Genomic DNA, 25,495 nt, shown 5'->3' with positions numbered 1-25,495 from the left:
TGTCGCGATGAAGCGTTCCGACTCTATGCAGTTCTCCCCACCGGCTCGTGGCAAGATGATCTGTTTGGCGATTACCGGCGCGTTGGTTCTGGCAAGCGGCGTGGCCTGGGGCCAACTAGGCTACCAGACCAGCGGCAACGTCATCGGCGATGACGTCATGTACTCCATCGGCGGCGGCAGCGCCGTTTCGATGGGCCGCGCAGCCGGCATGCGCTCGCTCGGCGTGGGTGTCGGCTGGAACAGCAATCTGATCTGCGGCGACATGAGCATTCAGACCACGTTGAAGAATCAACTCAACGGTGTCACCAATGGCTTTCAGCAGATCATGTCCTCGGTGATCCAGAGTGCTACGAGTGCTGTGGCGTCCCTGCCGGCGTTGATCATCCAGCGTGCAGATCCAGGCCTCTACAACCTGCTCACCAACGGCGTTCTGCAAGCGCGGCTGGATTTCGACCGCTCGAAGCTGACGTGCCGCGCCATGGCCGAAAAGATGGCCGAAACGGCTGGCGGCCAACTCGGCTGGAGCCAGATGGCAGAGGGGTTGGCACTGCGTGACGCTGTTTCGAGCACGGATGCCGTCTCGGCCATCGAGCAGGCCGAGACGCGCCGTGGCAACGATGGCGTGCCCTGGGTCGGGGGAAGCAATGCCGGCGGCTCCGGTCAGCCCGCGATCAAGGTGGTCGGTGACGTCACCCGCGCGGGCTACAACCTGGTCAATGGCCGCGGGGTGACCGACACGTCGGCAATCGCTCCGGCCAGTTGCACGAGCCTGTCGTGCCAAACCTGGACCACGCCGCAGGCGGCCATCGAGTGGGCAACACGGGTGCTCGGCGAGAAGGAGCAGCGCACCTGCGACGCCTGCACCAAGACGGAGACGGTGCCCGGCGTCGGGCTGACGCCCCTGATCCAGGAGGAGTACGACGCCAAGCTGCAGGCGCTCCAGGACCTGGTCTCCAAGGCGAAGAACACGACGCCCGAAAACCTGCGGGAGGCCGGCAGCGCGTCGCTGCCCATCACGCGCGGCGTGGTCGAGGCACTGCGCGACGAACCGGACCAGCACCTGCTGTCGCAGCGCCTGGCGTCCGAGGTTGCGCTGGCGTCGGTGCTGGAGAAGGCGCTACTGCTGCAACGCACGCTGCTGACCGGCAAGAAGGAGCCCAACGTGGCGGCCAACCAGCTCGCCGTGGAGGCGGTGAACCACGAGAGCGACACGCTCGATCGCGAGATTCGCAACCTCAAGACCGAGCTGGAGCTGCGCCGGGAGCTGGCGAACAACTCGCCCATGGCGATCATCCAGCGCCACGGCACGCGCGCGGCGGGCTCGCGTGGCATCTACGAAGGCGATCCGGTGCCTGACCGCCTCGATCAGTTGCAGAAGGGCAATCCGGGAGGCCGGCCATGAGCCTGATGCGTGCGGCCTGGCTGCGCCCGCGCTGGCTGTTCAACCGGCGCGCAGCGAAGGCGCTGCTGTGGACGGTGGTACTCGCGGCCGTCGCCGTGGGTGCCAACATCGTTGGCATCTACCTCGTCGGAAGCGTCGCGGGCTGGGAGCGTTGGCTGGCGGCAGCAGCGGGCTACTTCCTGGTCTGGCGGCTGTGCCTGTATGGCGCGACGGCCTACGGCTGGGTCTGGATGCGTCGCCGGCTGCTTGCGCGTGAGGACGACGCGCAAGCGCGGCGCCGCCTGGTACGCAGCGAGATCGCCGGCGTCGTTGCCATCGTGGCGCTTGAAGCCAGCCTGTTGATGCAGGGCTGAGGGGAAGTCCGAGCCATGACGCTTTTCACAACCGACTACCTGGAGTACTACCTGACCTTGGTGTCCTGGATCGTCAACAACGGCATCTGGGCGGTACTGGTATCCAGCGGGGTATTCGCACTGCCCTTCGTGGCGATCATCGTGCAGGAATGGCTTAAGGCCCGTGCGGAAGGTGCCGACGAAGGCAACAAGGGCGTGCTCTCGGCCGCACGCATCGAGAACCGGGTGTTCGTCGCCATCGTGGTGGTGATGTTCGCCGGCATCCCCTTCATCGACGTGGACCTCAACACAATTCAGTACGACAGCTCGCGCTCGGCCCAGTGCCAGGTCAACGTGCCGCAGCCCACGGATACCGGCTGGTCCCAGTCCTTCAGCACCATCAACAACCAGAGTGCCAAGGTGCCGGTCTGGTGGGCCTTCATGCACGCGCTCTCGCGCGCCGTCACCAGCGCCTCGGTGGCGGCAATCCCGTGCGGGACAGACCTGCGACAGATGCGCATGGAGATCGACGCTACCCGCATCAATGACCCGGTTCTGGCTCAGGAAGTGGCCGATTTCACACACGACTGCTACGGACCTGCACGCGCTAAATTGTTCATGGCGCGGCCGGAGCTGGACGAAGCTCAAATGAACGACGTGACCTGGATCGGTTCGAGGTTTTTCACGGATACCGGCGGCTACTACGACAGCTACCGTTCCAGCACGGCGCGCGAGTCATGGCCCTATGACGACACCCGCGACGCAGGGCTTGCGCAGGTGGCCAGTGGCGGCGGCTACCCGACCTGCAGGCAGTGGTGGGCCGATGGCAGCAACGGCCTGCGGGCACGGCTGCTGAGCCAGGTGGACCCCAGCCTGTTGAATCGCTTGGCGGGCTGGGCCGGGTTCCTGAGCCGTACCGAGGTGGACGATTCGGTGGTCCGTACCATCGCGTCACCGCGACAGCAGAAGCTCACCCAGGGTTCGGTCTATACCGACTACGGCGGCCAGATCGACAAGACCCTGCCGAACATCGTGACGCGGGCCACGGGGGATGTAGGAATGGCGGTCGGGGCACTTGCCGCATTTCCCGCCATGGACGTGGTGCGCCAAGCGCTGCCCATGGTGCTTGCCTTGCTCAAGATGGCACTGGTCATCTGCATCCCGCTCGTACTGGTCGTCGGAACCTATGACCTGAAGACGGTCGTCACCGTCAGCGTCGTGCAGTTCGCGCTGTTCTTCACCGATTTCTGGTTCCAACTCGCACGCTGGATCGACAGCACCATCCTCGATGCGCTCTATGGGTGGGGCTTCGGCTGGAACCGGCCACACACTAACTTCGATCCGCTGGTGGGGTTGAACAATGCCTTTGGCGACCTGCTCCTGATGTTCGTCATGGGCACGATGTTCATCGTGCTGCCTACATTCTGGATCATGGCCTTGGCTTGGGCGGGCGTTCGTGCCGGCAACGTGCTGCAAGGCCTCGCCGGGGCCACCGGAGATGCCAAGGCCGCTGGCGGCAAGGGTGGAAGTATTGCGATCAATGCAGTGGGGAAAAAGTGATCTTTGCGCCGACAACCCCCGCGGCGTAGTAGGCTTATCGTAGGGAAAGATGCAGCGATCCTGACCAACTGCAACGCCAGGATTTCACACGATGACCACCAACACTCTTCGCTACCCATCCATCGTGCCGAGCGGCGAGGGAAAGTCGGTGCTCGAAGCCGTGCTTCGGCTGCAAGGGGTCGATTTCATCACTGGCCCAATTCATCTAGACGGCTCAGCAGATTTTGCTGCGGCTGATGATCAAGCACATGACCTTGAAGCGTGCATGGCAAACCTTCATGACACAGTGTTGGATGCGACCGGCAAATCCCTGTCCGATACCGATCTCCACGAGGTTCTGCTCAACCTTCCACGCGCTATCCGAAAGCAGGTGAAAACCTGGGGAGTGGCAGACACCGAAGTACGCGAGCAGATTTATCGGCACCTCCAGAACACAGCTCTGTGACGAATTAATCGTCCTCGACATGAGGATCAATGCGAAAACCGTCGTAGGTGTATAGGCCAAACCCTGCTGGTCCGTTTCGCCACTCTGGCTCGGGCAATTCATCGCCCAGGTCGGCATTGCGGGCCATCCAGGCAACCACCATGACCAACACCAGCAGCAGAGCCAGCCAGAAGGTGCTGTAGAGCAACACTCCGAGCGCGGCCAGCTTGACTATCCACACAATCGCGGCGGCGCCAGCTCGCGGCAGTCCCTTGGATACCAGCCAGTTCGACGCCCGCCGTTCGCCGCGAGCATAGGCGCGCCATCCGCGGCCAAAGGCGCGGCCGAGACGTTCTGCAGTGCTGGTGCGGGTTGTGGTATTCATGGTCGTCTCCTGCTACTGAGGGATGCCTATTCCGGTGTGCTCCACGTCATTCAGATTGGGGCTTCAATATGTTCTCTTTCTGCTTCAGGACGATCCGTCATCCGGTTCTACCGGGCCGGGGTCGGGTTCCACGCCGATGCGGTAGGTGGCAACGAAACGCGGCCAGTCCGCATGGTCAACCAGATCGATGTCCTCGATGACGCTGACCTTCGTTTCCGCACGCTCGAACAGCGCGATGCTCTTGGCGGGATAGTTGTTGCGCGACGGATAGAGCACCCCGTCGAACAGCGGCTGGCCGTCGTCGCCGAGCATCGCATGCACCTGGGCGGACACCTGCTGCGTGTGCGTGTAGTCACGGCTGGCCAACTGCTCCAGGTTCAGACCAAAGTAGCCCGCCATGACGCCCGGTGCCGTGAGATCGGCCAGAAGCACGTCGGCCACCACCCCTACGGCGCGCACCATCCTGCCCTGGACTTCTTTCAACGCGATCGAGCGCTTCGCGTCATCAAGCCACTGATGCTTGTGAAACACCGACTCCATCAGCGCCGTGGGCAGGTCGCGCCCCAGGTAGAGCACGCCGTAGGCCCGGGCCGGGTCGTCGTAGCGATTGGTGCTGCCGCGGCCATAGTACAGCGGGCTGCCCCGATAGACGACGCGGCTCACATGCTGGAGCAGTTCACCGGCATCGATCAGGAACGAAGGCAGCTCGTGGCTCATGGCGGTCTCGCTTCAATGCACCTGAACGCCCAGCACGTTGAACACGGCCTCGGCCACGTCGTCGATCGTGCCATGCGTCACCGCATCCACCGGCGAGCGACCGCCCAAGCCTTCGAGCGGTTCGGACAGTGCGCGGTAGATCGTCCAGTGATCGATACCCTCGACCTCCTGAAGCACGGTTTGGGTCAACTGCTGCTTTACCGGGTCGAGCTGCCAGTCGGGCAGCTTCTGACCGCGCGGCCCAACGTTCAGCGCCAGCAGCCGACGCGCGAGGATGTCCTTGTAGATCTGCTGGCGCGACTTGTCCGCCAGCTTGGCGAACTCGGTGGGCGGCAGGTTGTGCGGCTGGTTGAAGGCTTCCAGCAGCACAGCGCGGCCTCGCTGGACGTCGGTTTCATTCGGTGCCCAGCGCGTGTCGGCGCGCAGCGCGGCCGCCTTGCGTGCAAGGGCCTGACCAACGGTCTCGCCCTCCAAGTTAGCGGGCAGTGTCACCGCTTCCACACGCTCGTGGACGAACGCCTGCAACTCGGCCGCGAAAGCCGTGGCATCCCGGATTTCGACGGTATCCGCGAAGCGGCGCACATCTTCCACCGTGACGCGCGGCAGACGGTCGGCAATGAATTCAATGGCAGTGGGCATGGTCATCTCCCGAGTAGGTTTGAGACAGGATTCACTCTAGTCGCCTTTGTCGCGCTTGTCAACTTTGTCGCCTAGAGAGCAACCTACCTGGCGGAAGCAGCGTCTTCGCAGCATAGACCGAGGCCAGCGCCTGGTCGCCGTCCAATGCATTCGAGCGAGTTCCACATTGACGGTGGAGCCGCAATCCAAGCCCCGCTATACCGAAACGGTTAAAGGCCAAAGGGCCGAAATGGCAAGGGAATGGGGTGCAAGGGGAAAGGCCCTACCTCGAAAAGGCCAAAAGGCCTCCCGGTCGGCCCGTCATTAGGACACCTCACATGCTCTCCCTGTTCCAGCGAAAACGGCCCTCGGTCGCTGCCGATCCATCGCCAGCACCCGCCATCGATCTCCCGAAAGGGCTGCTGCGGCCTGGGTCGGCCGCTTCGCTGCTGGCGACGCCGCGCCGACAGAAGCTGCTGGAACACATCTGGCAGCGCACGTCGCTCTCGCGCAGGCAGTTCGCCACCTTGTACCGGGCGCCGCTGGAACGCTACGCCGAGCTGGTCCAGGCCTTCCCGGCTTCCGAGGCGCATCATCACGCATACCCCGGCGGCATGCTGGACCACGGCCTGGAAATCGTCGCCTACAGCCTGAAGCTCCGGCAGTCCCATTTGCTACCCATCGGTGCCAGTCCCGAGGATCAGGCGGCGCAGTCTGAGGCCTGGACCGCCGCCGTCGCCTATGCCGCGCTGCTCCACGACGTTGGCAAGATCGCCGTCGATCTGCACGTCGAACTGGCCGACGGGACCGTGTGGCATCCGTGGCATGACCCTCTGGTCCAGCCATACCGATTCCGCTACCGCGAAGACCGCGAGTACCGCCTGCACAGCGCCGCGACGGGGTTGCTCTACCGCCAACTGCTCGATCGCCACATCCTGGACTGGCTCAGCGGCTATCCATCTCTCTGGGCACCGCTGCTTTACGTCCTGGCCGGACAGTACGAGCACGCCGGCGTGCTGGGAGAACTGGTCGTACAGGCCGACCGCGCTTCCGTGGCTCAGGAGTTGGGCGGCGATCCAGCCCGCGCCATGGCAGCGCCCAAGCACGCACTGCAACGCAAGCTGCTGGACGGGTTGCGCTACCTGCTCAAGGAACAGTTGAAGCTGAACCAGCCGGAAGCCTCCGATGGCTGGCTCACCGAGGATGGTTTGTGGCTGGTGAGCAAGACAGTCTCGGACAAACTGCGCGCACATCTCCTGTCTCAAGGGATCGATGGCATTCCTGCGAACAACACTGCCGTGTTCAACGTGCTGCAGGATCACGGCATGCTCCAGCCTACCTCGGACGGCAAAGCGGTCTGGCGCGCGACCGTGACCAGCACGACCGGCTGGTCCCATTCGTTCACCCTGTTGCGTCTCGCTCCCGCGCTGATCTGGGAGTCTGGCGAGCGACCAGCACCTTTCGCAGGCACGGTAGAGATCGACGCGACGCCCGCAGAAAACGATGCCAGCACGTCGGCTCCCGCGCCTACTGTCTCGGGGAAACCAGCGCAGGGAGGTCAAGAACCTCCAATTTGGGAGGGCGACGGCACCACCATCGTTTCACCTCCCGCAGCCCAGCCCATGCCCGACGTCATGGAGGACTTGCTCGCGATGGTGGGCTTGGGTGAGTCGGCCGGCGTTGGCCAGGATGCCGAGGAGTTCTTCCACACTCCCACGCCAGCGACAGCCGCAACCTCCCTTCCATCACCTGCACCTGCGCCTACGCCTCTGTCATCGGCGACGAAGCCATCCGGGGAACATTTCATGGCTTGGCTGAAGCAGGGAATCGCCTCACGACGGCTCATCATCAACGACGCGAAGGCGCTCGTGCATACGGTGAATGACACGGCCTACCTGGTCAGCCCTGGTGTGTTCCAACGCTATGCGCAGGAGCATCCCGAAGTGGGCGCGCTTGCCAAGCAGGAGAATCAACAGGATTGGCAGTGGATGCAGAAGCGCTTCGAGAAGCTGCAGCTACATCGCAAGCACCCCAATGGCCTGAACATTTGGACTTGTGAAGTCACGGGCCCGAGGAAGTCCCGCCGACTGCATGGCTACCTCCTGGAAGATGGGTCCTTGGCATTCCCCGAAATACCGCCCAACAATCCCTATCTTGCTCTGACTCAGGAAGGATGACGCGATTCGGGCATTGATCGCCACCACCGTGTGGCGATCAATGCCCCGCGAAAGCTGGCAACATTTAGCGAACTGAGCTACTCGGCCCGCGCCAACTCCTGTGCAAGGAACGGAGCGGTTCGGCTGCCAGACGTTCGGGCCACCTGCTGAGGGGAACCCGCCACTACGATGCTGCCGCCGGCAGCGCCCGCGCCCGGCCCCACGTCGATCACCCAGTCGGCCTGGGCCACCGCGCGCATGTCGTGCTCGATCATCACCACGGTATTGCCGGCATCGACCAGGCGCTGCAACTGCACCAGCAGCCGGTCGGCATCCGACGCATGCAGTCCGGTGGTCGGCTCGTCGAGCACGTACAGGCTTCGGCCGCGCTGGCTGCGCTGAAGCTCGGTCGCCAGCTTGATGCGCTGCGCCTCGCCACCGGAAAGCTCAGTGGCCGGTTGCCCCAGGCGCAGATAGCCCAGTCCGATATCACGCAGCAGTTGCAGTGGCCTTGCCACCGCATCTTCACCCTCGAAGAATTCGCTGGCCTCGTCCACGGTCATCTGCAACACCTCGGCGATGTTGCGCCCGTTCCACTGCACCTTCAGCGTGGCCTCGTTGTAGCGTGCGCCATGGCACGTAGGGCACGGCGCGTACACGCTGGGCATGAACAGCAGTTCCACGCTCACGAAACCCTCGCCCTCGCAAGTCTCGCAGCGCCCCTTGGCAACGTTGAACGAGAACCGTCCGGCGTCATAGCGGCGGCGTCGCGCATCGGGCGTGGCGGCGAACAGCTTGCGTACATGATCGAACAGGCCGGTGTAGGTAGCCAGGTTCGACCGCGGCGTGCGCCCAATCGGTTTCTGGTCCACCTGCACCAGGCGCTGTATGGCGTCCACGTCGCCCGCCAGATGACCACCGGTCGCTTCGATCACGGCCGGCCCTTCACTGGTGGCGTTATCGGCCGCATCGTCTTCAGGCTCGTGGCCCAGGTGTAGCAGCACCAACTCCGGCAGGGCCTGCGCGACGAGGCTGGATTTGCCGGAGCCGGAGATACCCGTGACGGCTGTTAGCACGCCCAGCGGAATGCGTGCATCCACGCCATGCAGGTTGTGGCGGTGAATGCCCTGCAGCTCCAGCCAGCCGGTCGCTTCGCGTGCTCGGCTTCCCGGCGCGGGGATCTCGTCGAACAGGTAGCGTGCAGTACGCGATTCGGCAATCTTGCGCAGGCCATCCGGTTCGCCGCTGTAGAGCACGCGGCCGCCACGCTCCCCGGCATCCGGCCCGACATCGACCAGCCATTGCGCGCGGCGCATCAGGTCAAGGTCGTGCTCCACCACGAACACCGAGTTACCCGCATCGCGCAGCCGGTCGAGCGCGTCGTACAGGGCCTGGCTGTCGGAGGGATGCAGGCCCGCCGAGGGTTCGTCGAGCACGTACACGACGCCGAACAGCAGGGAACTCAATTGCGTGGCCAACCGCAGGCGTTGCAACTCGCCGGCCGAAAGCGTCGGCGTGGCTCGGTCCAGCGTCAGGTAACCCAAACCCAGCCCACGCAGTTGACGCAGGCGCGCCATCACGCCACCGGCCAGGCGCTGCGCGGCGAGGCGCTTTTCTTCCGATAGCGCCGAGGTGCGGCGCACGTCGGGCGATACCGCATGGACGGCGCGGCCGGAGGCCGCGCGTTCGGCACGGTCGCGTCGGGTCGCTTCCTTGTCCGTAGCCGCCCCCGCTGCATGGGCGCGGAAATCGCCCTGGGCGATGGGTTCGAGCAAGGCCGCCAACTGATCCAGCGGCATCTGCATGAACTCGCCGATGTCCACGCCGGCGAACGTGACCGACAGCGCCTCGGGCTTGAGCCGCTTGCCGTGGCAGGTGGGGCACGGTTTGCCCTCCATGAACCGGGACACGCGCTTTCTCATCAGCGCGCTCTGGGTGTTGGCAAAGGTGTGCAGCAAATACCGTCGGGCGCTGGTGAAGGTGCCCATGTAGCTCGGCTCCATCTTGCGTTTGAGCGCGGCGCGGGTCTCGGCAGGCGTGAAGCCGGCGTACACCGGCACCGTCGGTGTTTCCTCGGTGAACAGAATCCAGTCGCGATCCTTCTTCGGCAGGTCCTTCCACGGTCGGTCAACGTCGTAGCCCATGCTGACCAGGATGTCGCGCAGGTTCTGGCCTTGCCAGGCGGGGGGCCAGGAGGCGATCGCCCGCTCGCGGATGCTCAGGGAGGGATCGGGCACCATGTTGGCCTCGGTCACCTCGTACACATGGCCCAGGCCGTGGCAGGTCGGGCACGCTCCCTGCGGCGTGTTGGGCGAAAAATCCTCGGCGTACAGCATGGGCTGGTTGGCTGGGTAGGCGCCAGCGCGCGAATACATCATCCGCACCAGGCTGGACAAGGTGGTCACACTGCCCACAGAGGAACGCGCGTTGCTGGAGCCCCGCTGCTGTTGCAGCGCCACCGCCGGCGGTAGGCCGTCGATCGCATCGACGTCCGGTACGCCGGCCTGGTCGATCAGTCGCCGCGCATAGGGGGCCACCGACTCGAAGTAGCGCCGCTGGGCCTCGGCATAGATGGTGCCAAAGGCCAGCGAGGACTTCCCGGAGCCGGAGACACCCGAGAACACCACCAGCGCGTTACGCGGGATGGCGACATCCACGTCCTTGAGGTTGTGCTCGCGCGCGCCGCGCACTTCCACCATGCCGCTGGCGGCAGCGGTACAAGAGGATTCACCGAAAGAATTGTTTGGCATGTTTTTATCCGGTAGTTCGTCCCGCTCAGGACGGGACTTCCTGAGTTCGGGTGCCGCGGCGGCTAGCTTCGAGCGCTGCGGTGACAGAGCGGGCGTCGTAGCTGCCGCGCAGGCGGCGACCCTCGACGAAGAACGTCGGCGTGGCGTGCGCACCGCTGGCGACCGCACTGGCGAGGTCGCGCTCGACACGCTCGATCACCGCAGGGCTGTCGAGATCCGCGATGAACCGATCGACGTCGAGCCCAAGCTCTGCGGCGTAGCCGATCAGATCCTCGCGCTCCAGCGCGTGCTGACGGGTGAACACGAAGTCCAGCCACGGCCAGAACATCCCCTGATTCGATGCCGCCTCGGACGCACGCGCGGCGATCGGCCCATGCGGGTGGTGCGGCAAGTGGCGCACCACATACCGCAGGTCGTCCCCGAAGTGGGCGCGCAGATCCTCCCAAGAACCGGTAGCGTGCGCACAGTACTCGCACTCGAAGTCCACGTACTCCACCAGCGTGAGCTGCGCGTCCTCTGGCCCGCGAATGTGATCGACCTCGGGATCGACCGGCGGCTCAAGCACCATCGGCAGATCGGCGGTCTCCTCACCCCACCTGCGAGCGGCAACCTTGAAGATGAGCCACCCGAGCAACGTGGCGAGCATCATCGACACGAGCACGCCGACCGTCGCCTGGCGGCCCAGGTCGGAGGTCGTGCCGAACGCGAGCCCGATGATCAGCAGCGACACGGTGAAGCCGATCCCGGACAGCGCCGCCCCACCGAACACGCTCCCCACCCCGACGCCCTCGGGCAGCCGGCCCAGGCCGAGACGGACGGCGACGAGCGTGGTGAGCCCGATGCCCAGGAGCTTGCCGAGCACGAGCCCCGCGATGACGCCCCAGGTCACGGGCGAGCCGAAGGCCTCAGCGAGCAGCCCGCCACGCAGGTCCACCCCGGCGTTCGCCAAGGCGAAGATCGGCACGATCAGCAGCGCCGTCGGCAACCGCAGGAACTCGTGCAATCGCTCGTTCACCGAGATACCCCGGGACAGCCCGCAGTCCACCGCGCGGGCCGATGCGGCACTCGGCGACTGCCAGAAGTCGCGGAACAGTTGTCTTGCCGCAACGACCCCGTGACGTTGCGTCGCATAGGCGGGGATCAGCAGCCCCGCGGCCATCCCGGCGAGGGAGGCATGGATGCCGGAGTACAGGGTTGCGAGCCACAGCACGATCACGATCAGCACATACGGCATTGCCCGCCACTGGCGGGTGCGCCCCAGCCACCACAGCGCAACGAGACTGGCGAGGGCGATCAACAACGGGACGACCCGGATCTCCTCGCTATAGACGATGCCGATGATGGACACGGCGAGGAAGTCATCGACCACGGTCAGGGTGAGCAGGAACACACGCAACTGACCGGACAGCCGCGGACCGACGATCGCCAGGGTGCCCAGCATGAACGCCGTATCGGTGCCGACCACCGCACCCCACCCGTGCAGGCCCTGACCTCCGGCCAGCCCCACGAGCAGGACGTACACCAGAGCGGGAAGCACGACACCCGCGACACCCGCGATCAGGGCGAGACCGGCACGGCTGCGATCCCGGAGCGATCCGTGGGCGAACTCCTGACGCACCTCCAGGCCGATCAGGAAGAAGAAGACGACCATCAGGCCGTCGTTGACCCAGTGATGCAGATCCATGTGCAGGCCCAATGGCCCAAAGTTGAACCCGACGTCCAGGTGCCACAACCCGAAATAGGCATCGGATAGCGGCGAGTTCGCCCACGCCAGCGCCACAACCGTGACGATCACCAGCAGCACCGCCGCCCCGGACTCAGTGCGTAGATAGCGGGCAACTCGACTCCGTCTGATATTCGCAGAGGATTCACCGAGAGAAGCGTCTGGCATGTTCTTATTCTGTAGTTCGTGAGGTAGCGATGGGCCGATTTCGGGGGGGATATCGGTCAAGTGTACGGGCTTAGCGGCGTCGCGTCATCGAGCGAGCGCAGCCAAGTGAGCCTTTCTCCCAGCCTTCGCTCGACGCCCCTGTCCGTTGGCTGGTACCAGCCCGGCCGCGCCACGCCCTCGGGAAAATAGGTTTGCCCAGCGGCATAGCCGTTGGGCTCATCATGCGCGTAGCGGTAGCCTTCGCGATAGCCCATCTGCTTCATCAGCTTCGTCGGCGCATTGCGAAGATGGAGCGGCACAGCCTGGGAGCCGCTGCGCTTGACGAATGCCTTGGCCTGATCCCAGGCGGCATAGGCGGCATTCGACTTGGGGGCCAGAGCGAGGTAAGTCACCGCCTGGGCCAGCGGTATCTCGCCTTCGGGTGAGCCCAGCCTGTCGTAGGCCAGCGCGGCATTGAGTGCCAGTTGCAGCGCCTGCGGGTCGGCATTGCCGATGTCTTCGCTGGCCATCACCACCATGCGGCGGGTCACCTGGCTCACGTCGCCGCTGCCGTCGAGGATGCGGGCCAGCCAATACAGGGCCGCATCGGGGTCGGAGCCCCGTAGCGACTTGTGGAAGGCTGAGAGCTGCCAGTAGAACTCGTCACCGCCCTTGTCGAACCTGCGCAGCGATGGACTCGTGGACAGATTGGCGAACTCGCCATCGACCACGGTCTTGCCCGCGCCCGACGCCGCATTCGTCACCTGCTCAAGCAGATTGAGGAAGCGCCTGCCATCGCCATCGGCAAAGCCCTTTAGCAGGTCCAGCGCGTCCGCGTCCAACTTGACGCCCTGGAGATGCGGCAGTGCGCGTTCGTAGAGCTGGTTCAGTTCGTCGCTGGACAGCGGTTCGAGGGTATAGACCTGCGCGCGCGAGAGCAGTGCGGAATTGACCGCCAACCCCGGATGCTCGGTCGTCCCCCCCACCAGGGTCAGGAGCCCCGACTCGACATGGGGCAGCAGGGCATCCTGCTGCGCCTTGTTGAAGCGATGGATCTCATCGACGAAAAGCACCGTCGATCGACCATGGTTGTCCAGTTCAGCCTGGGCCTCGTCGATGGCTTGCCGGATGTCCTTCACCCCGGCCAGCACGGCCGAGATGGCGATGAATCGGCTGTCGGTCGCACTGGCGGCCAGGCGCCCCAGGGTGGTCTTGCCCACGCCTGGCGGCCCCCAGAGGATGAACGAGTGCAACTTGCCCGCCTCGAACGCGAGACGCAGCGGCTTGCCGGGGCCGAGCAAGTGCCGTTGCCCGACGAATTCATCCAGCGTCTTGGGCCGCAGGAGTTCGGCCAAGGGAGGCTTGGGCTTTGTCGTGAATAGATCGGTCAAGTTGCTCTCCCTGGCATTTCTGATAGTTGACGTTCCGATAAGGTGGGCACCTCAATCCAGAGAGCCGGATTTATCCAACGCTGTGGGCTCTTTGTCGGCAATCGCATGCATGATGATGCGAGAGCCGCGGTAGCCGATGCTGTGGTTCCATACCCAGCTCAAAGCGACGCTGAGACGATTTCGCGTACCGATCAGAAAGTAGATATGCGCGAGCTTCCAGATCCACCACGCAAAGGCACCACGCAGCTTAACCCGCCCCATGTCAATCACGGCCAGGCTGCGGCCGATGGTGGCCAGGTTCCCCTGATGCCGGTATATGAAAGGCCCGTCAGCGGACTTGCCTTTCAAACGCCGTCCAATGAGGTTGGCGACGTACTTCCCTTGCTGTTTGGCGGCCGGGGCGATGCCCGGTACGGGCTTCCCGTCGGCCATAGTGCACGAGGCGGTATCGCCGATGGCGAAGACCTCCGGGCGACCAGCCACCGTCAGGTCGGGACCAACGACCACTCGACCCGCACGATCAGACGCAGCACCCAACCAGCGAGCCGCGGGAGACGCCTTGACCCCTGCGGCCCAGACGATGGTCTTGGCCGAAAGGGGCTTGCCGCCATACACCACGCCGTCGGCCGAGCATTCGGTGACCGGCGTACCCAGCACGACCTCGACCCCGAGCTTTTCGAGTGCCTGGCGCGTATAGGCCGAAAGATCCTCTGGAAAGACCGACAACAGACGCGGGCCCGCCTCGATCAGTACAACCCGGGACGTGCTCGGGTCAATAGAGCGGAAGTCACGCGCCAGCGTGTCTCGTGCAAGCTCGGCGATGGTCCCGGCCAATTCAACCCCGGTGGGACCACCACCGATGATGACGAACGTCTGCAGCGCGGCACGCTGCTGAGGATCGCTCGTGAGCTCGGCCTCCTCGAAAGCCGCGAGGATTCGGCCCCGAATGGCCGTGGCATCTTCCAGCGTCTTCAACCCCGGCGCAAAAGCCCCCCATTCGTCGTGTCCGAAATAGGCATGGGTAGCGCCTGTCGCGAGTACGAGCGTGTCGTAGGTTTGGCGTGAGCCATTGTTGAGAATGACCTGACGCGCGTCCTGGTCGATGCCTTCCACTTCCGCCATCAAGGTGTTCACTTCCGGGCGATTGCGGAAGAGATAGCGAATAGGCCATGCGATCTCGGATGTCGAAAGTGACGCCCCTGCAACCTGGTAAAGCAAGGGTTGGAACAGGTGATGATTGCGCCGATCGATGATCGTCACATCGACCTCGGCACCAGCAAGCTCGTTGGCAACCTCGATCCCGCCGAAGCCCGCTCCGATAATGACGACGTGATGTCGGTTTTTGGAGGTCTTTGTCATAACCTGATCTCATCTCTCTCAGCGTTTCAGCGCCGATGCGTGGTATGCCATATGCTCGCCAATGAAACTGGCAATGAAGTAGTAGCTGTGGTCGTAGCCAGGGCGCAGATTCAACGTGAGCGGGTGCCCCGTCTCGTCGCAGGCTTTGCGCAGCAGATCGGGCTGAAGCTGACTCTCCAGGAACTCGTCGCCCAAGCCCTGATCCACCAGCAGCGGCAGACGCTCCTGCACGGTGCGAATCAGCTCCACGGTGTCGTACTGCTTCCACGCCTCCCGGTCGCTGCCCAGGTACGCCTCGAAGGCCTTGTGTCCCCAGGGAACCTGGGTGGGCGCGACGATGGGCGAGAAGGCCGAGACGCTTCGATAACGGCCCGGGTTGCGCAGGGCGATGACCAGGGCGCCATGCCCGCCCATGGAATGGCCGCTGATGCTCCGCTCCGCCGTCACGGGAAAGTGGGCCTCGATCAGCGCCGGTAGTTCCTGCACCACGTAGTCATACATCCGATGATTCGCAGCCCAGGGTTCCTGCGTGGCGTTGACGTAGAAACCCGCCCCCTGTCCGAGGTCATAGGCGGGATCGTCGGCAACGCCTTCGCCGCGTGCGCTGGTATCGGGCGCGACGACGGCAATGCCATGTTCGGCTGCGTAGCGCTGGACGGCGGACTTGGTGATGAAGTTCTGCTCGGTGCAGGTGAGGCCTGAAAGCCAGTACAGCACCGGCACCTTGCTGTGCTGTGCCTGCGGAGGCAGATAGACGCCGACCTTCATCGTGCAACCGAGCGTCGTGGATTCATGCTGATAAACGTCCTGCCAACCATCAAAGCTGGCGTGATGTTCGATGCGTTCCATGGTGTTCTCCTATGTTCAAAGGAACGGCGCAGCTCTCGCGCACCAGGACGGCAGCTCTTCAGGAAGATTTCTCTTCCGCTGCCGTGTCACCGTGGGCGTGTCTGATCCTGCGCACGATCCACCAGATCGTCAGCATCACCGCAGGCACCAGAACCGCCATCACCGGCGCCACGCTGTCGTGAACCATCGGAATGCCCTTGAGTAAATAGCCGAGAAGACTCACGACGTAATAAGAAATTGCCGCGACCGACAGGCCTTCGACGGTTTGCTGAAGGCGCAATTGCATCTTGGCCCGGTTGTTCATCGACGCAAGCAGATCGCGGTTCTGGCGTTCAAGCTCGACGTCGATCCAGGAACGCAGCAACGCGATGGCCCGGGTCAGCTTGTCGGAGAGCTTGGTCTGGCGCTCCTTTACGGATTGGCATGTCCGCATGGCGGGAGCGATGCGACGCTGCAGGAAATCCGCCCAGGTGAAGTACCCGGATACGGCTTCTTCCGAAAGCGCTGCCAGCCTTTCCTCGACGATCTCGTAGTAGGCACGGCTGGCGCCGAAGCGATAGAGATTCGCCGCAACGCCAGCTTCCAGCTCGGCAGCCAGGGCGGTCAATTCGGACAGCAGCACGTCGCTGTCGCGCCGTTCCACCAAGCTCGTACACATCTCGTCGGTGATCGCCGCAAGGCGCGACTCCATGCGCCGCAGCTCCGACGTCATCGACCGCGTCAACGGCAAGGACAGCAACGCCAAGGTGCGGTAAGTCTCGATCTCCAGCAGACGTTGAGCCAGCGCACCCGCCCGCGCCGGGGTCAAATCGCGGGCCAGGACGAGCATCTGCGTCAGGCCATCCTCATCCTGTCGAAAGTCGGTCAGGATGGCGGCAGAGCCGTTCTCCACCAGCGAGTAGCACAGGCTGGCAGGATCGAAGCGATCGACCTCCTTCTCCGTTTCCGGCGTCCACGGAAGAAGTCTCAAACGGATGCCGGATACGACCGGGCCGGGAGGAACAAATCCATGCTTGAACGGATTTTCGCCGCACGGCTCTCCCGTCTCGGAATCCAGCGAAGCGCACCATAGATACGTCGAGAACTCGGTGTGCTTTTCGCAGTGCAGGTCTCCTTCATCCCATGTCACGCCGTGAAGCGGCGTAGCATGGTCGGGTTCGGCAACGCCGAAGCGATGAGACAACTCACTCATCGCCATCTGATCCCTGGCCTGATCGCCTTCGGTAATGAAAGCGAGCTGCAATATGCTGCGGGGGGCCTGAATCAACAGATGCGGGCGCGCATGCACTTCACCCACGGCCGCAGCACGATCGGCATAGGCCGGCATGCCGTACACGGTGGCGGTCGGGGCGGGTTGTACGGTCGTCGTATTGATGTTGGCCGGCTCTTGCATAACGACCTCATTTCTCATTGGTTGAAAAACACGCTTCAAAGCAAATGCCCGCAGCCATGCGTTTCGCACATGGCTGCGGGCCGATCTTCATGAGCGGGCACCGCTCTACACGGTCCGTCCAATAGGCTCGCCGTGTAGAGGCTTGTGCTGGCCTTTTCAGAACGCCCTCAGCTTCCTGGCTTTCAGACGAAGGTGTACGCGCAAACCTTGTTGCCCGCCGGATCACGCAGGTAGGCCGCATAGGCACCCGGCAGGTGGCCACGCGGGCCGGGCTGGCCCTCGTCGGTGCCGCCTGCGGCAAGGCCGGCGGCGTGGAAGGCGTCCACTTCGGCGGGAGTGGCGGCCGCAAAGCCGACCGTCACGCCGTTGCCGGAAGGCGCTTCACCATTGCCCGGACGAGCGATGATGAAAGCCGGCTTTTCGCGACCGAAAAGCACCCATCCGTTGCCGAAAGGACCGAGGTTCTTGATGCCGAGAGCACCCAGAGCGGCGTCATAGAACGCGGTCGACTTCTGGAGGTCGGCGGCGCCGACGAAGACGTGCGAGAAGATACCGTCGCCGGAAATGACAGGATTGGACATGGTTAATTTCCTTGGTGGTTGGTGTTGAATGGATAGTGGGTGATCAGTAGTGGATCACCGTGCGAATCGACTTGCCTTCATGCATCAGGTCGAAGGCCTTGTTGATGTCGTCGAGGCCCATGGTGTGGGTGACGAACGGGGCGAGATCGATCTCGCCTTTCATTGCGTCTTCCACCATGCCGGGAAGCTGAGTGCGGCCCTTGACCCCACCGAAAGCCGAACCCTTCCAGGTGCGACCGGTGACCAACTGGAACGGGCGGGTCGAAATTTCCTTGCCAGCACCAGCCACGCCGATGACGATCGACTGGCCCCAGCCGCGGTGGGCAGCTTCCAGAGCCGAACGCATCACGTCGACGTTGCCGATGCACTCGAAGGTGTGATCGACACCCCAGCCGGTCATCTCGATCAGAACCTCGTGAATCGGCTTGTCGAAGTCCTTCGGGTTGAGACATTCGGTCGCGCCGAAGGTACGAGCCAGTTCGAACTTCGCCGGATTGGTATCGATGGCGATGATGCGGCCCGCTTTGGCCTGGCGTGCACCTTGAATCGCAGCGAGACCGATGCCGCCGAGGCCGAAGATGGCCACCGAGTCGCCGGGCTGTACCTTGGCCGTGTTGTGCACGGCGCCGATGCCGGTGGTCACGCCGCAGCCCAGCAGGCAGACGTGCTCGGGATTGGCGTCCGGGTTGATCTTGGCCAGCGAGACTTCGGCGACGACCGTGTATTCGCTGAAGGTCGAGCAGCCCATGTAGTGGTAAAGCGGCTGACCGTTGTACGAGAAGCGAGTCGTACCATCGGGCATCAGCCCCTTACCCTGGGTTGCACGAACCGCGACACACAGGTTGGTCTTGCCGGACTTGCAGAACAGGCACTCGCCGCACTCGGCGGTATAGAGGGGAATGACGTGATCGCCAGGCTTCACGCTGGTCACACCTTCACCCACCTCCACGACGATACCCGCACCTTCATGACCCAGCACGACCGGGAAGAGACCTTCGGGGTCGTCGCCCGACAGGGTGAAGGCGTCGGTATGACAAACGCCGGTGTTCGTGATCTTGATGAGCACCTCGCCCTTGCGCGGCGGCTCGACGTCGATCTCGACGATTTCTAGCGGCTTTCCTGGCCCAAAGGCAACTGCTGCACGTGATTTCATGATGTCGCTTCCTTTACTAGCTAACTAAATTTGCCCTCACCGAGGGCACCCTGGTGCCTCTACCGCAGATAGGAGCGGACGATAGAGATGGTCTCGTCAATGGACTTGTTCTGCGAATCGCTCCTGATTTCGCTACTGGGAAACTCTTCCCGCAGATAGCTCTCCAGAACGGTTGCCATCAATCCGTTGACTGCCCCACGAACGGCCGCAAGCTGCTGAAGAATTGCAGGACATTCCGCACCTGCATCAAGCGCTTGCTCAAGAGTCGCTACCTGACCTTTGATGCGCCTGATGCGCGTCAGTGCTTGCTTCTTTTCTTCCGGGCTGTGTGGCATCGAACACCTCTCTACTTGGGTACATCGCCGCATTATACAATACTCCCCCATAGTATATGCGGCCGAACTTCGCCACAAATTCTGTGCTCTTCGAGCACTCTTACAGGCTAGTACAGATTTGTTCCCAAGAAGCGCAAAACATTCAAATCAATGAATATTTTTTGCATGTATCGACAGCATCGGGGCAAGTTCAAAACTGGTCAAACTGGAAAAATCTATGTGCAGATAGACATGGCCTATGTACACGGATTCATCGAGCTGAAGCTATCAAGATGACCCCGGCTAGGCGACCTTACGACCCGAGTACCGAGCATTCCGCAGTGCAGGCAACATCTGACCGTCCCAGTCGCGATCGACTGCAACCTGGGCCTGTTCTTGGTTTCGTTCGAGCGCATCTACGTCAAGATCAGCGATCGCCCATGTCTGCGTGCCGCAAGTCGTCGCGAGAATGCCATCCTCCGGGAATCCACGATCCATTGGTGCGTAGATCGTGGCCTCGCCAGTGTTCGTGTCCAGCGCCGGACTCCAGTCGGCAGTTCCAGTCGTCACGGCCTGCGCGATGAACATTCGGTTCTCCAGTGCCCGCGCCATGCAGCCCACACGGACCCGGGTTGCACCTGCTCGGGTGTCGGTACAGCTCGGGACCAGCAGCAGGCGCGCCCCCGCCTCTCGCTGGGCTCGCACGGGCAATGGAAACTCACTGTCGTAGCAGACAGCGATGCCGGCACGCACGCCTTTCAGATCGAACACCTTGAGTTCGTCGCCACCCTCGATGACGCCGGTGTCTTTCTCGAACCCCGTTAACTGCAATTTGTCCTGGTAGTCGCGTGTACCGTCAGGCGCAAACCACCAAGCCCGGTTGCGATAGCGGTTCAGTCCAACCTGGGTCAAAAACGTACCGGCCTGAATGGTCATGCATAACTCGCGCGACAAGTCGGCATACAGTGCCAGCCACGGAGACTGCAAGGCCTGCAGCGCGGCCAGAGAGGCGTTGAAATCATGGCGAATGCTCGGCTCGCACGTTGCAGCCAGTTCGAGGGATAGATACTCGGGCAACACGGCCAGTTCCGCCCCGCCACGACGCGCCTCCTCCAGAACCAGTCGCTGCCGCGCAGCAAATGCCTCGAAGTCCGTGGGCTGGCCCACTGCGTATTTCGCAACTGCCACTTTCATTTCGCGTTCTCCAGGGAGTGCAGCCACATCGTGAGCGTCTGCTCGGTTTCGCTTGGCTCACCCACCTGCTTCCAGGGCAGCGTAACCTTCATGTCCGACTGCCGCACGTAGCCACGACGGGTCCAGAAGGGATCATTACTGCGGTAGTTGGAAGGACGCCGAGGATCGTCGTCTGCTCGATCCACCGACGCAAACGATGTCCACTGCATGCCGCCCAACGAACGAGCATGCGCTTCGCGTTCGTCAAAGAAGCGGTGGCCCAGGCCAAGCCCCCGGAAGGCCGGGAGCAGGACTGATTCGCCGCAGTAAAACACTGCCTCCATCGGGACTCCTCGATCGGCGAACGGCACCTGGAAGGCCGGCTCTGCATCGCCGAGAGGCAACCCCGTGGACGCACCCACGACCAGGTCATCAGCGAGCGCGAGCACCAGCAGGCTGTCTGCCGAACGAGCGTACATGGAAAGGTAGTGCTTCTCGTATTCGATGTCGCCCTCGTACAGGTATGGAAAGCTGCGGAAGACCTTCGCCCGCAGATGTGCCACGGTGTCGAACCATTCGGCAATGTCCGATCCACGACGAACCAGCACCTGCACGTCGCTGGTCATTTCAGGCATCCCCTCCGACCTGTGCGATCCAGTCGCCGAGGTTGTAGTAGTTGGTGACACGAGCGATCTTGCCATCGCGGATGTCGAAGAACGCGCCACCCGGCAGCACGTAGCGCTGGCCCTGTGCTTCCGGCAGTCCGTCGTCCGTCACTTTGTATTCGCCATGCACCACATACTCCGCGCCTGCGCGCAGGCCGTCGGCGCTGACCATCACCACGATGCCGCGCAGTTGCTCGCCATAGCAGCGATCCATGCGCCGCAGGAAGGCGCGGAAGGCTTCGCGACCGACCTCACGAGCGCCTTGGTTCAAGTCGTGCGCAACGTCATCGGTCAACATGGACAGCATGGCCTCGCGATCGCCGCGGTTGAAGGCGTCGTAGTAGGCGGTGATGAGAGTCGCAGCGTTCATTCGCGTTCCTTGTTGGGTTGTTAGGCGCGGAGCATTCGGGGGTGTTGCCAGTTTGGGCAACCGCGCCTCCCTTGTATATGGAATTGTTGCGATTTTATAATTCCACTATCTGGAACAATTAACGAGCAGCGAAACTGGCCATGAGGTGTTCGTCATGAACAAGGAAATGGAACTACTGCGCATCTTTCGGGTGGCGGCCGAAAGCAGCAGTTTTCGCGATGCGGCCGTCCGGCTGGGGACTTCTCCGCAAGGTGTCACCCGTGCCATCCAGCAACTGGAGCAACACTACGGCGAGGTGTTGTTTCATCGAAGCACACGCCAGGTGCGCATCACCGCCTTCGGCGAAGGGCTGTTAGACCAGGTGCGCCCGGCATTGGAGCGGTTCGAGGATCTATGGCGGACGCCTGGGTCCGACCAGCAGGCATCCCTGTCCGGCACGGTTCGCATCACCGCACCGCACAGTTTGGGCACCAGAGCGGTGCTGCCTGCACTGGAACGCGTGGCCGCGCGTCATCCTGGTATCACTCTGGATGTGCGCCTGTCCGATCGCATCAGCAACACGGTTGACGAAGGGATTGACGTTGGGATCAGGGTCGGATTCATGCGCGATAGCCGCTTCGTCGCGCGCAAGGCGGCCGACATGAGACTCCCAATCGTTGCCGCTCCGCGCCTGATCAAGAAAGTGGGTGTACCTGAAAACATCGATGCGCTAAGCAGCCTGCCGGTCACCGTGGCCTTGGATATCAATACCGGCCGCCCCTGGCCTTGGCACTTCAAGGCGGGACGCCAGTGGACACCCACCGCTCCCACCCTCGTCGCCGACAACGCCGACATGGAAATGGGGGCAGCGTTGGCCGGAATCGCGTTCGCGCAACTGGCGGACTACATGGCTGCCCCCTACATTGCCAGCGGGAAGCTCGTGCGAGTGCTGGAGACCGAAGAACCTCCGGCATGGGGGTTGTACGTCTATCGGCCTCAGCGTGGCCCCATTCCGGGAAGGGTTCGAGCGGTATTTGATGAAATGCTGGTCGCCGTTGGATCGTTGCCAGCTTTGCGCTGACACGCCGCAAGACGCTGTAGGACACCTGCCTTGGAAAGCGGGGCACTGAGCCTCGGCGGTTCACCCCTCCGTTTGAATGATGAGCCGACCGTCTGCCCCTTGCGCCAAGTGCAGATCGGTCGGCCATGCAATCCAATGCCGGCGAACGATTAGATATAAATAAATTGCCGGTACAACCCATCCAACTGATGACGGATATCTTCCACGCGCTGCTCGTCGCCAGTATCAGTAAATTCGAGCAACTGTTGCTCCTTGGCAGTAATTTGGTCGCAAAGGTCGGACAAATTCTCGCAAAAAGCCTCGGTATGAACTGTGGGCTCCTCCGTACTCGTCTCTTCTCCTGCTAGTTTTCGCACAGAGGAGACCGGAGAAATTCCATTTTCTTCGTTAAAGGCAATTTGAAGCTGCCTGCGCCTATTTGTCTCATCGATCGCCTGTTTCATCGCCGGAGTCGTCACGTCGGCGTACAAGATCGCCTTTCCGTTTTCATTCCGAGCAACTCGACCTATCATCTGAATGAGTGCCTGGGCCGACCGCAGGAAGCCTGCCCGATCCGCATCGAGAATAGCAACCAATGATGCCTCGGGAATATCCAGCCCTTCGCGCAAAAGGCTAATCCCAATCAAAACATCGAACTCTCCTGCGCGCAGGCCATTGATGATCTCAACACGATCCTCCGCTTTTATGTCCGAATGCATGTAGCGCGCTCGAATCCCATGGTCCGTCAAGAAATCCGTTAGCTCTTCTGCACTGACCTTCGTCAGCGTGGTCACGAGCACGCGATTTTTCTTCTTCACGCACTTCGATATTTCAGCAAGCAGATCATCTATGTACCCATCCGATTTGCGCACCTCAACCTCGGGATCAAGCAGTCCCGTCGGCCTGATAACCTGTTCGACAACCCTGTCTTTCGACACCTTCAACTCGTAGTCACCCGGCGTCGCGGAAACGAAGATGGTCTGTGGCTTGACCTTCTCGAATTCACCAAAGTTCAACGGGCGATTGTTCTTAGACGAAGGCAAGCGGAACCCGTAATCTATCAACGTCTCCTTGCGCGCCTGATCCCCCCGGTACATTGCGGATATCTGTGGCACCATGACGTGGGATTCATCGACGAACAGAAGCCCATCTTTCGGCAGGTAATCCAGCAATGTGATCGGAGGCGAGGCCGGGTCCCGGTCGCTGAAGTAGCAGGAATAATTCTCCATCCCCGAACAATAGCCTACCTCGCGCATCATCTCCACGTCATGCGTGATCCGCTCGTACAGCCTGTTTGCCTCGACCAAGCGATTATTTCTGTTAAGCTCGGCAACCCGCTCTTCCATATCAGCGAGTATCTTCTTGGACGCGGAATCTATTTTATTCGTGGGCGGTGCAAAAAGCGTCTTTGGCGAAACCAAGTAATGGTCAATTGCCCCCAGCGTTTTACCTGTAACAGGGTCTAGCCATTGAACAGACGCAACAGAGTCATCCAGCAGTTCCACCCGAACTGCCCTATGCTCGGAATCAGCAGGAAAGATATCGATCACATCACCTTGCACCCGAAACGTTGCACGTTTGAGAGTGCGCTCAGTGCGATCATATTGCAGCAGAGCCAAGCGACGAATCAGCTCTCTCTGGTTTATTTTGACGCCAGGGGACAGAGCGATCTGTAACGCTCGGTACGCATCCGGGTCACCCAGGCCGTAGATTGAAGACACCGAAGCGACGACGATCACATCGCGGCGCTCAATCAAGGATTTGGTCGTGGACAGGCGTAGGCGCTCAAGGTGGTCGTTGATGGCCGAGTCCTTTGGAATGAAACGATCGGTGCCCGGCATATAGATCTCGGGCTGAAAATAATCGTAGTAGGAAACGAAGTACTCGACAGCATTCTCGGGAAAGAAGTGCTTCATTTCACCATAAAGCTGCGCGGTCAACGTCTTGTTAGGAGCCAAGATCAATGTGGGCCGCTTCAGACGATGAATCACATTCGCCATCGTAAAGGTCTTACCTGAGCCGGTGATACCTTTCAGCGTCTGGTGTGTCGCACCTTCTTCTATGTCCGACAGTAGGCGCGCTATCGCCTCTGGCTGGTCCCCCGCCGGCGTATAGCTGGAGTGCAGAATGAACGTACCGGTTGACATTAGATATCTCCTAATTGAGCTACTTCAATTTGTCCTGATGTATCGGCTATTTCAGAAGACCTATAGCAGTACCAAACTGGGGTGTAAATGACGGCGATCCTGCCGCGCCCCACCTGGGCGCAGGCGTCGCCAACATGATAGCCCAACACATGGGCGGGCTTCCCAGTGCATATCCGCCGATCGCCACGACGTCAGCCAGCGGCCCGTCTGCCAATGCACCTGGAGCCACTCGCCTCGTTGAGCGCCGACATCGAGCCGTGGCGGGCGAGGTTGCTCTGTACGCCCAATGTGTGGCGCCGGCTCCCGCCGATACGCGCCTTTGTCTCTCTCAGCCCTCCAGACGAGGCGTTGGAAACGTGGAGCTACGTCGCCCCTCTAAAGATGCACGATCTCAACATTCGGCCATTTGCCTGCAAGGTACTCGGCCACTAGCCTCCGATGGCAGTGATGGGGCTTGTCTTCGCTGCAAAGCAGGCAACTGTTATCAATCTTTTCTTTATCGATTGACTCAATCTTTCGGGACGACATTAAATCCAGAAATTTCCTGGCGTAGATATCCCAATCTCCCCCTTTTATTTTATATTCCTCGAACATGTCTTTGGTTGGAGCAAGTGCTGGTAGATGTTCATATTCCATCCCGCACAACGCCTCGGAAAAATATCGAAGATCCTCGCGTTTAGCGAAGCCGGCCAATTGCGAAACATTATTCAGGCGAACATCGACAAGGCGCTTGGCACCAGAAGCACTTAACTTGGTGAAGAAGGACCGCGCGGAGGTCTTAGTGAATCCAATCGTGAATATCTTCATCTGCCTCATTCCCCTCGTTCCTTCATCCATAAATGGCTGT

General features: G+C 62.0%; 23 protein-coding genes. 6 read left to right on the top strand and 17 right to left on the bottom strand.

The annotated features are described in order from the left end of the window. Window positions 1-7: 7 nt before the first annotated feature. From E5221_RS07770 to E5221_RS07755, 4 genes are all read left to right on the top strand, one after another. The gene (locus tag E5221_RS07770; RefSeq protein ID WP_029885966.1) at window positions 8-1,402 is read left to right on the top strand and encodes an integrating conjugative element protein; all 1,395 of its coding nucleotides are present in this window, start codon (window positions 8-10) and stop codon (window positions 1,400-1,402) included. After that, complete coding sequence (locus E5221_RS07765) at window positions 1,399-1,755, top strand: hypothetical protein (RefSeq protein ID WP_029885967.1); 357 nt, start codon at window positions 1,399-1,401, stop codon at window positions 1,753-1,755. Before E5221_RS07770 ends, E5221_RS07765 begins: the two co-directional genes overlap by 4 nt. A 15-nt stretch (window positions 1,756-1,770) precedes the next feature. Beyond that, entirely contained in the window at window positions 1,771-3,294 is a 1,524-nt protein-coding gene (locus E5221_RS07760) for a conjugal transfer protein TraG N-terminal domain-containing protein (RefSeq protein ID WP_029885968.1), read from the top strand. A 91-nt stretch (window positions 3,295-3,385) separates the two neighbouring features. Then, complete coding sequence (locus E5221_RS07755; RefSeq protein WP_029885969.1) at window positions 3,386-3,739, top strand: hypothetical protein; 354 nt, start codon at window positions 3,386-3,388, stop codon at window positions 3,737-3,739. Between the two features lie 4 nt (window positions 3,740-3,743). Here E5221_RS07755 and E5221_RS07750 read toward each other — a convergent pair whose 3' ends face one another. From E5221_RS07750 to E5221_RS07740, 3 genes are all read right to left on the bottom strand, one after another. Beyond that, complete coding sequence (locus E5221_RS07750; protein WP_029885970.1) at window positions 3,744-4,103, bottom strand: DUF3742 family protein; 360 nt, start codon at window positions 4,101-4,103, stop codon at window positions 3,744-3,746. Window positions 4,104-4,187: 84 nt separating this feature from the next. Beyond that, a complete protein-coding gene (locus E5221_RS07745) occupies window positions 4,188-4,820 on the bottom strand; it encodes an RES family NAD+ phosphorylase (protein WP_029885971.1) in 633 nt (210 codons plus the stop codon). A gap of 12 nt (window positions 4,821-4,832) precedes the next feature. Further along, a complete protein-coding gene (locus E5221_RS07740) occupies window positions 4,833-5,459 on the bottom strand; it encodes a hypothetical protein (protein ID WP_029885972.1) in 627 nt (208 codons plus the stop codon). 317 nt (window positions 5,460-5,776) lie between these two features. Between E5221_RS07740 and mobH the strand changes: the two genes are divergently transcribed. Further along, entirely contained in the window at window positions 5,777-7,615 is a 1,839-nt protein-coding gene (gene mobH / locus E5221_RS07735; protein WP_023435209.1) for a MobH family relaxase, read from the top strand. Window positions 7,616-7,692: 77 nt separating this feature from the next. Here mobH and E5221_RS07730 read toward each other — a convergent pair whose 3' ends face one another. From E5221_RS07730 to E5221_RS07675, 12 genes are all read right to left on the bottom strand, one after another. Further along, window positions 7,693-10,344: an excinuclease ABC subunit UvrA gene (locus E5221_RS07730; protein WP_029885973.1), complete on the bottom strand. Its 2,652-nt coding sequence runs from the start codon at window positions 10,342-10,344 to the stop codon at window positions 7,693-7,695. Between the two features lie 25 nt (window positions 10,345-10,369). Continuing rightward, window positions 10,370-12,235, bottom strand: a complete 1,866-nt coding sequence (nhaA, locus tag E5221_RS07725) for a Na+/H+ antiporter NhaA (RefSeq protein WP_029885974.1) — start codon at window positions 12,233-12,235, stop codon at window positions 10,370-10,372. A 56-nt stretch (window positions 12,236-12,291) separates the two neighbouring features. Then, a complete protein-coding gene (locus E5221_RS07720) occupies window positions 12,292-13,605 on the bottom strand; it encodes a replication-associated recombination protein A (protein ID WP_006402503.1) in 1,314 nt (437 codons plus the stop codon). 51 nt (window positions 13,606-13,656) lie between these two features. Then, complete coding sequence (locus E5221_RS07715; protein WP_023103888.1) at window positions 13,657-14,964, bottom strand: NAD(P)/FAD-dependent oxidoreductase; 1,308 nt, start codon at window positions 14,962-14,964, stop codon at window positions 13,657-13,659. A gap of 18 nt (window positions 14,965-14,982) precedes the next feature. Next, window positions 14,983-15,813 carry an S-formylglutathione hydrolase gene (gene fghA / locus E5221_RS07710; protein ID WP_023103887.1) on the bottom strand — a complete coding sequence of 277 codons (831 nt, stop codon included), beginning with the start codon at window positions 15,811-15,813 and terminating at the stop codon, window positions 14,983-14,985. Window positions 15,814-15,871: 58 nt separating this feature from the next. Beyond that, window positions 15,872-17,206, bottom strand: a complete 1,335-nt coding sequence (locus E5221_RS07705; protein WP_023435206.1) for a DUF3422 family protein — start codon at window positions 17,204-17,206, stop codon at window positions 15,872-15,874. A gap of 182 nt (window positions 17,207-17,388) precedes the next feature. Then, window positions 17,389-17,787, bottom strand: a complete 399-nt coding sequence (locus E5221_RS07700; protein ID WP_023435205.1) for a VOC family protein — start codon at window positions 17,785-17,787, stop codon at window positions 17,389-17,391. A 43-nt stretch (window positions 17,788-17,830) separates the two neighbouring features. Next, on the bottom strand, window positions 17,831-18,940 hold the full coding sequence (locus tag E5221_RS07695) for an S-(hydroxymethyl)glutathione dehydrogenase/class III alcohol dehydrogenase (protein ID WP_023435204.1): 1,110 nt from the start codon (window positions 18,938-18,940) through the stop codon (window positions 17,831-17,833). 59 nt (window positions 18,941-18,999) lie between these two features. Then, window positions 19,000-19,275 (bottom strand): formaldehyde-responsive transcriptional repressor FrmR, encoded by a 276-nt coding sequence (gene frmR, locus E5221_RS07690; protein ID WP_007182548.1) that lies wholly within the window; start codon window positions 19,273-19,275, stop codon window positions 19,000-19,002. 282 nt (window positions 19,276-19,557) lie between these two features. Then, entirely contained in the window at window positions 19,558-20,448 is an 891-nt protein-coding gene (locus E5221_RS07685; protein WP_006402492.1) for a carbon-nitrogen hydrolase family protein, read from the bottom strand. Continuing rightward, window positions 20,445-21,053, bottom strand: coding sequence for a GNAT family acetyltransferase (locus E5221_RS07680; protein ID WP_023435203.1), 609 nt, complete (start codon window positions 21,051-21,053; stop codon window positions 20,445-20,447). The genes E5221_RS07685 and E5221_RS07680 overlap by 4 nt, the downstream gene beginning before the upstream one ends. A gap of 1 nt (window position 21,054) precedes the next feature. Further along, a complete protein-coding gene (locus E5221_RS07675; RefSeq protein WP_023435202.1) occupies window positions 21,055-21,462 on the bottom strand; it encodes a ketosteroid isomerase-related protein in 408 nt (135 codons plus the stop codon). 154 nt (window positions 21,463-21,616) lie between these two features. Here E5221_RS07675 and E5221_RS07670 point away from each other — a divergent pair, with 154 nt between their 5' ends. Next, window positions 21,617-22,522, top strand: a complete 906-nt coding sequence (locus E5221_RS07670) for a LysR family transcriptional regulator (RefSeq protein WP_023435201.1) — start codon at window positions 21,617-21,619, stop codon at window positions 22,520-22,522. Between the two features lie 149 nt (window positions 22,523-22,671). On the opposite strand, the gene uvrB is transcribed toward E5221_RS07670, so the two are convergent. Both uvrB and E5221_RS07660 read right to left on the bottom strand, forming a co-directional pair. After that, window positions 22,672-24,648 (bottom strand): excinuclease ABC subunit UvrB, encoded by a 1,977-nt coding sequence (uvrB, locus tag E5221_RS07665; protein ID WP_023435200.1) that lies wholly within the window; start codon window positions 24,646-24,648, stop codon window positions 22,672-22,674. A gap of 375 nt (window positions 24,649-25,023) precedes the next feature. Continuing rightward, window positions 25,024-25,464, bottom strand: a complete 441-nt coding sequence (locus E5221_RS07660) for a DUF488 domain-containing protein (RefSeq protein ID WP_023435199.1) — start codon at window positions 25,462-25,464, stop codon at window positions 25,024-25,026. Window positions 25,465-25,495: the final 31 nt, after the last annotated feature.

The sequence above is a fragment of the Pseudomonas sp. A2 genome (assembly GCF_023100865.1).
In the GTDB taxonomy this organism is placed as follows: Bacteria; Pseudomonadota; Gammaproteobacteria; order Pseudomonadales; family Pseudomonadaceae; genus Aquipseudomonas; species Aquipseudomonas asiatica.
Note: the sequence above shows the minus strand (reverse complement) of the source record. Positions and strands in the feature narration are given on the sequence as shown.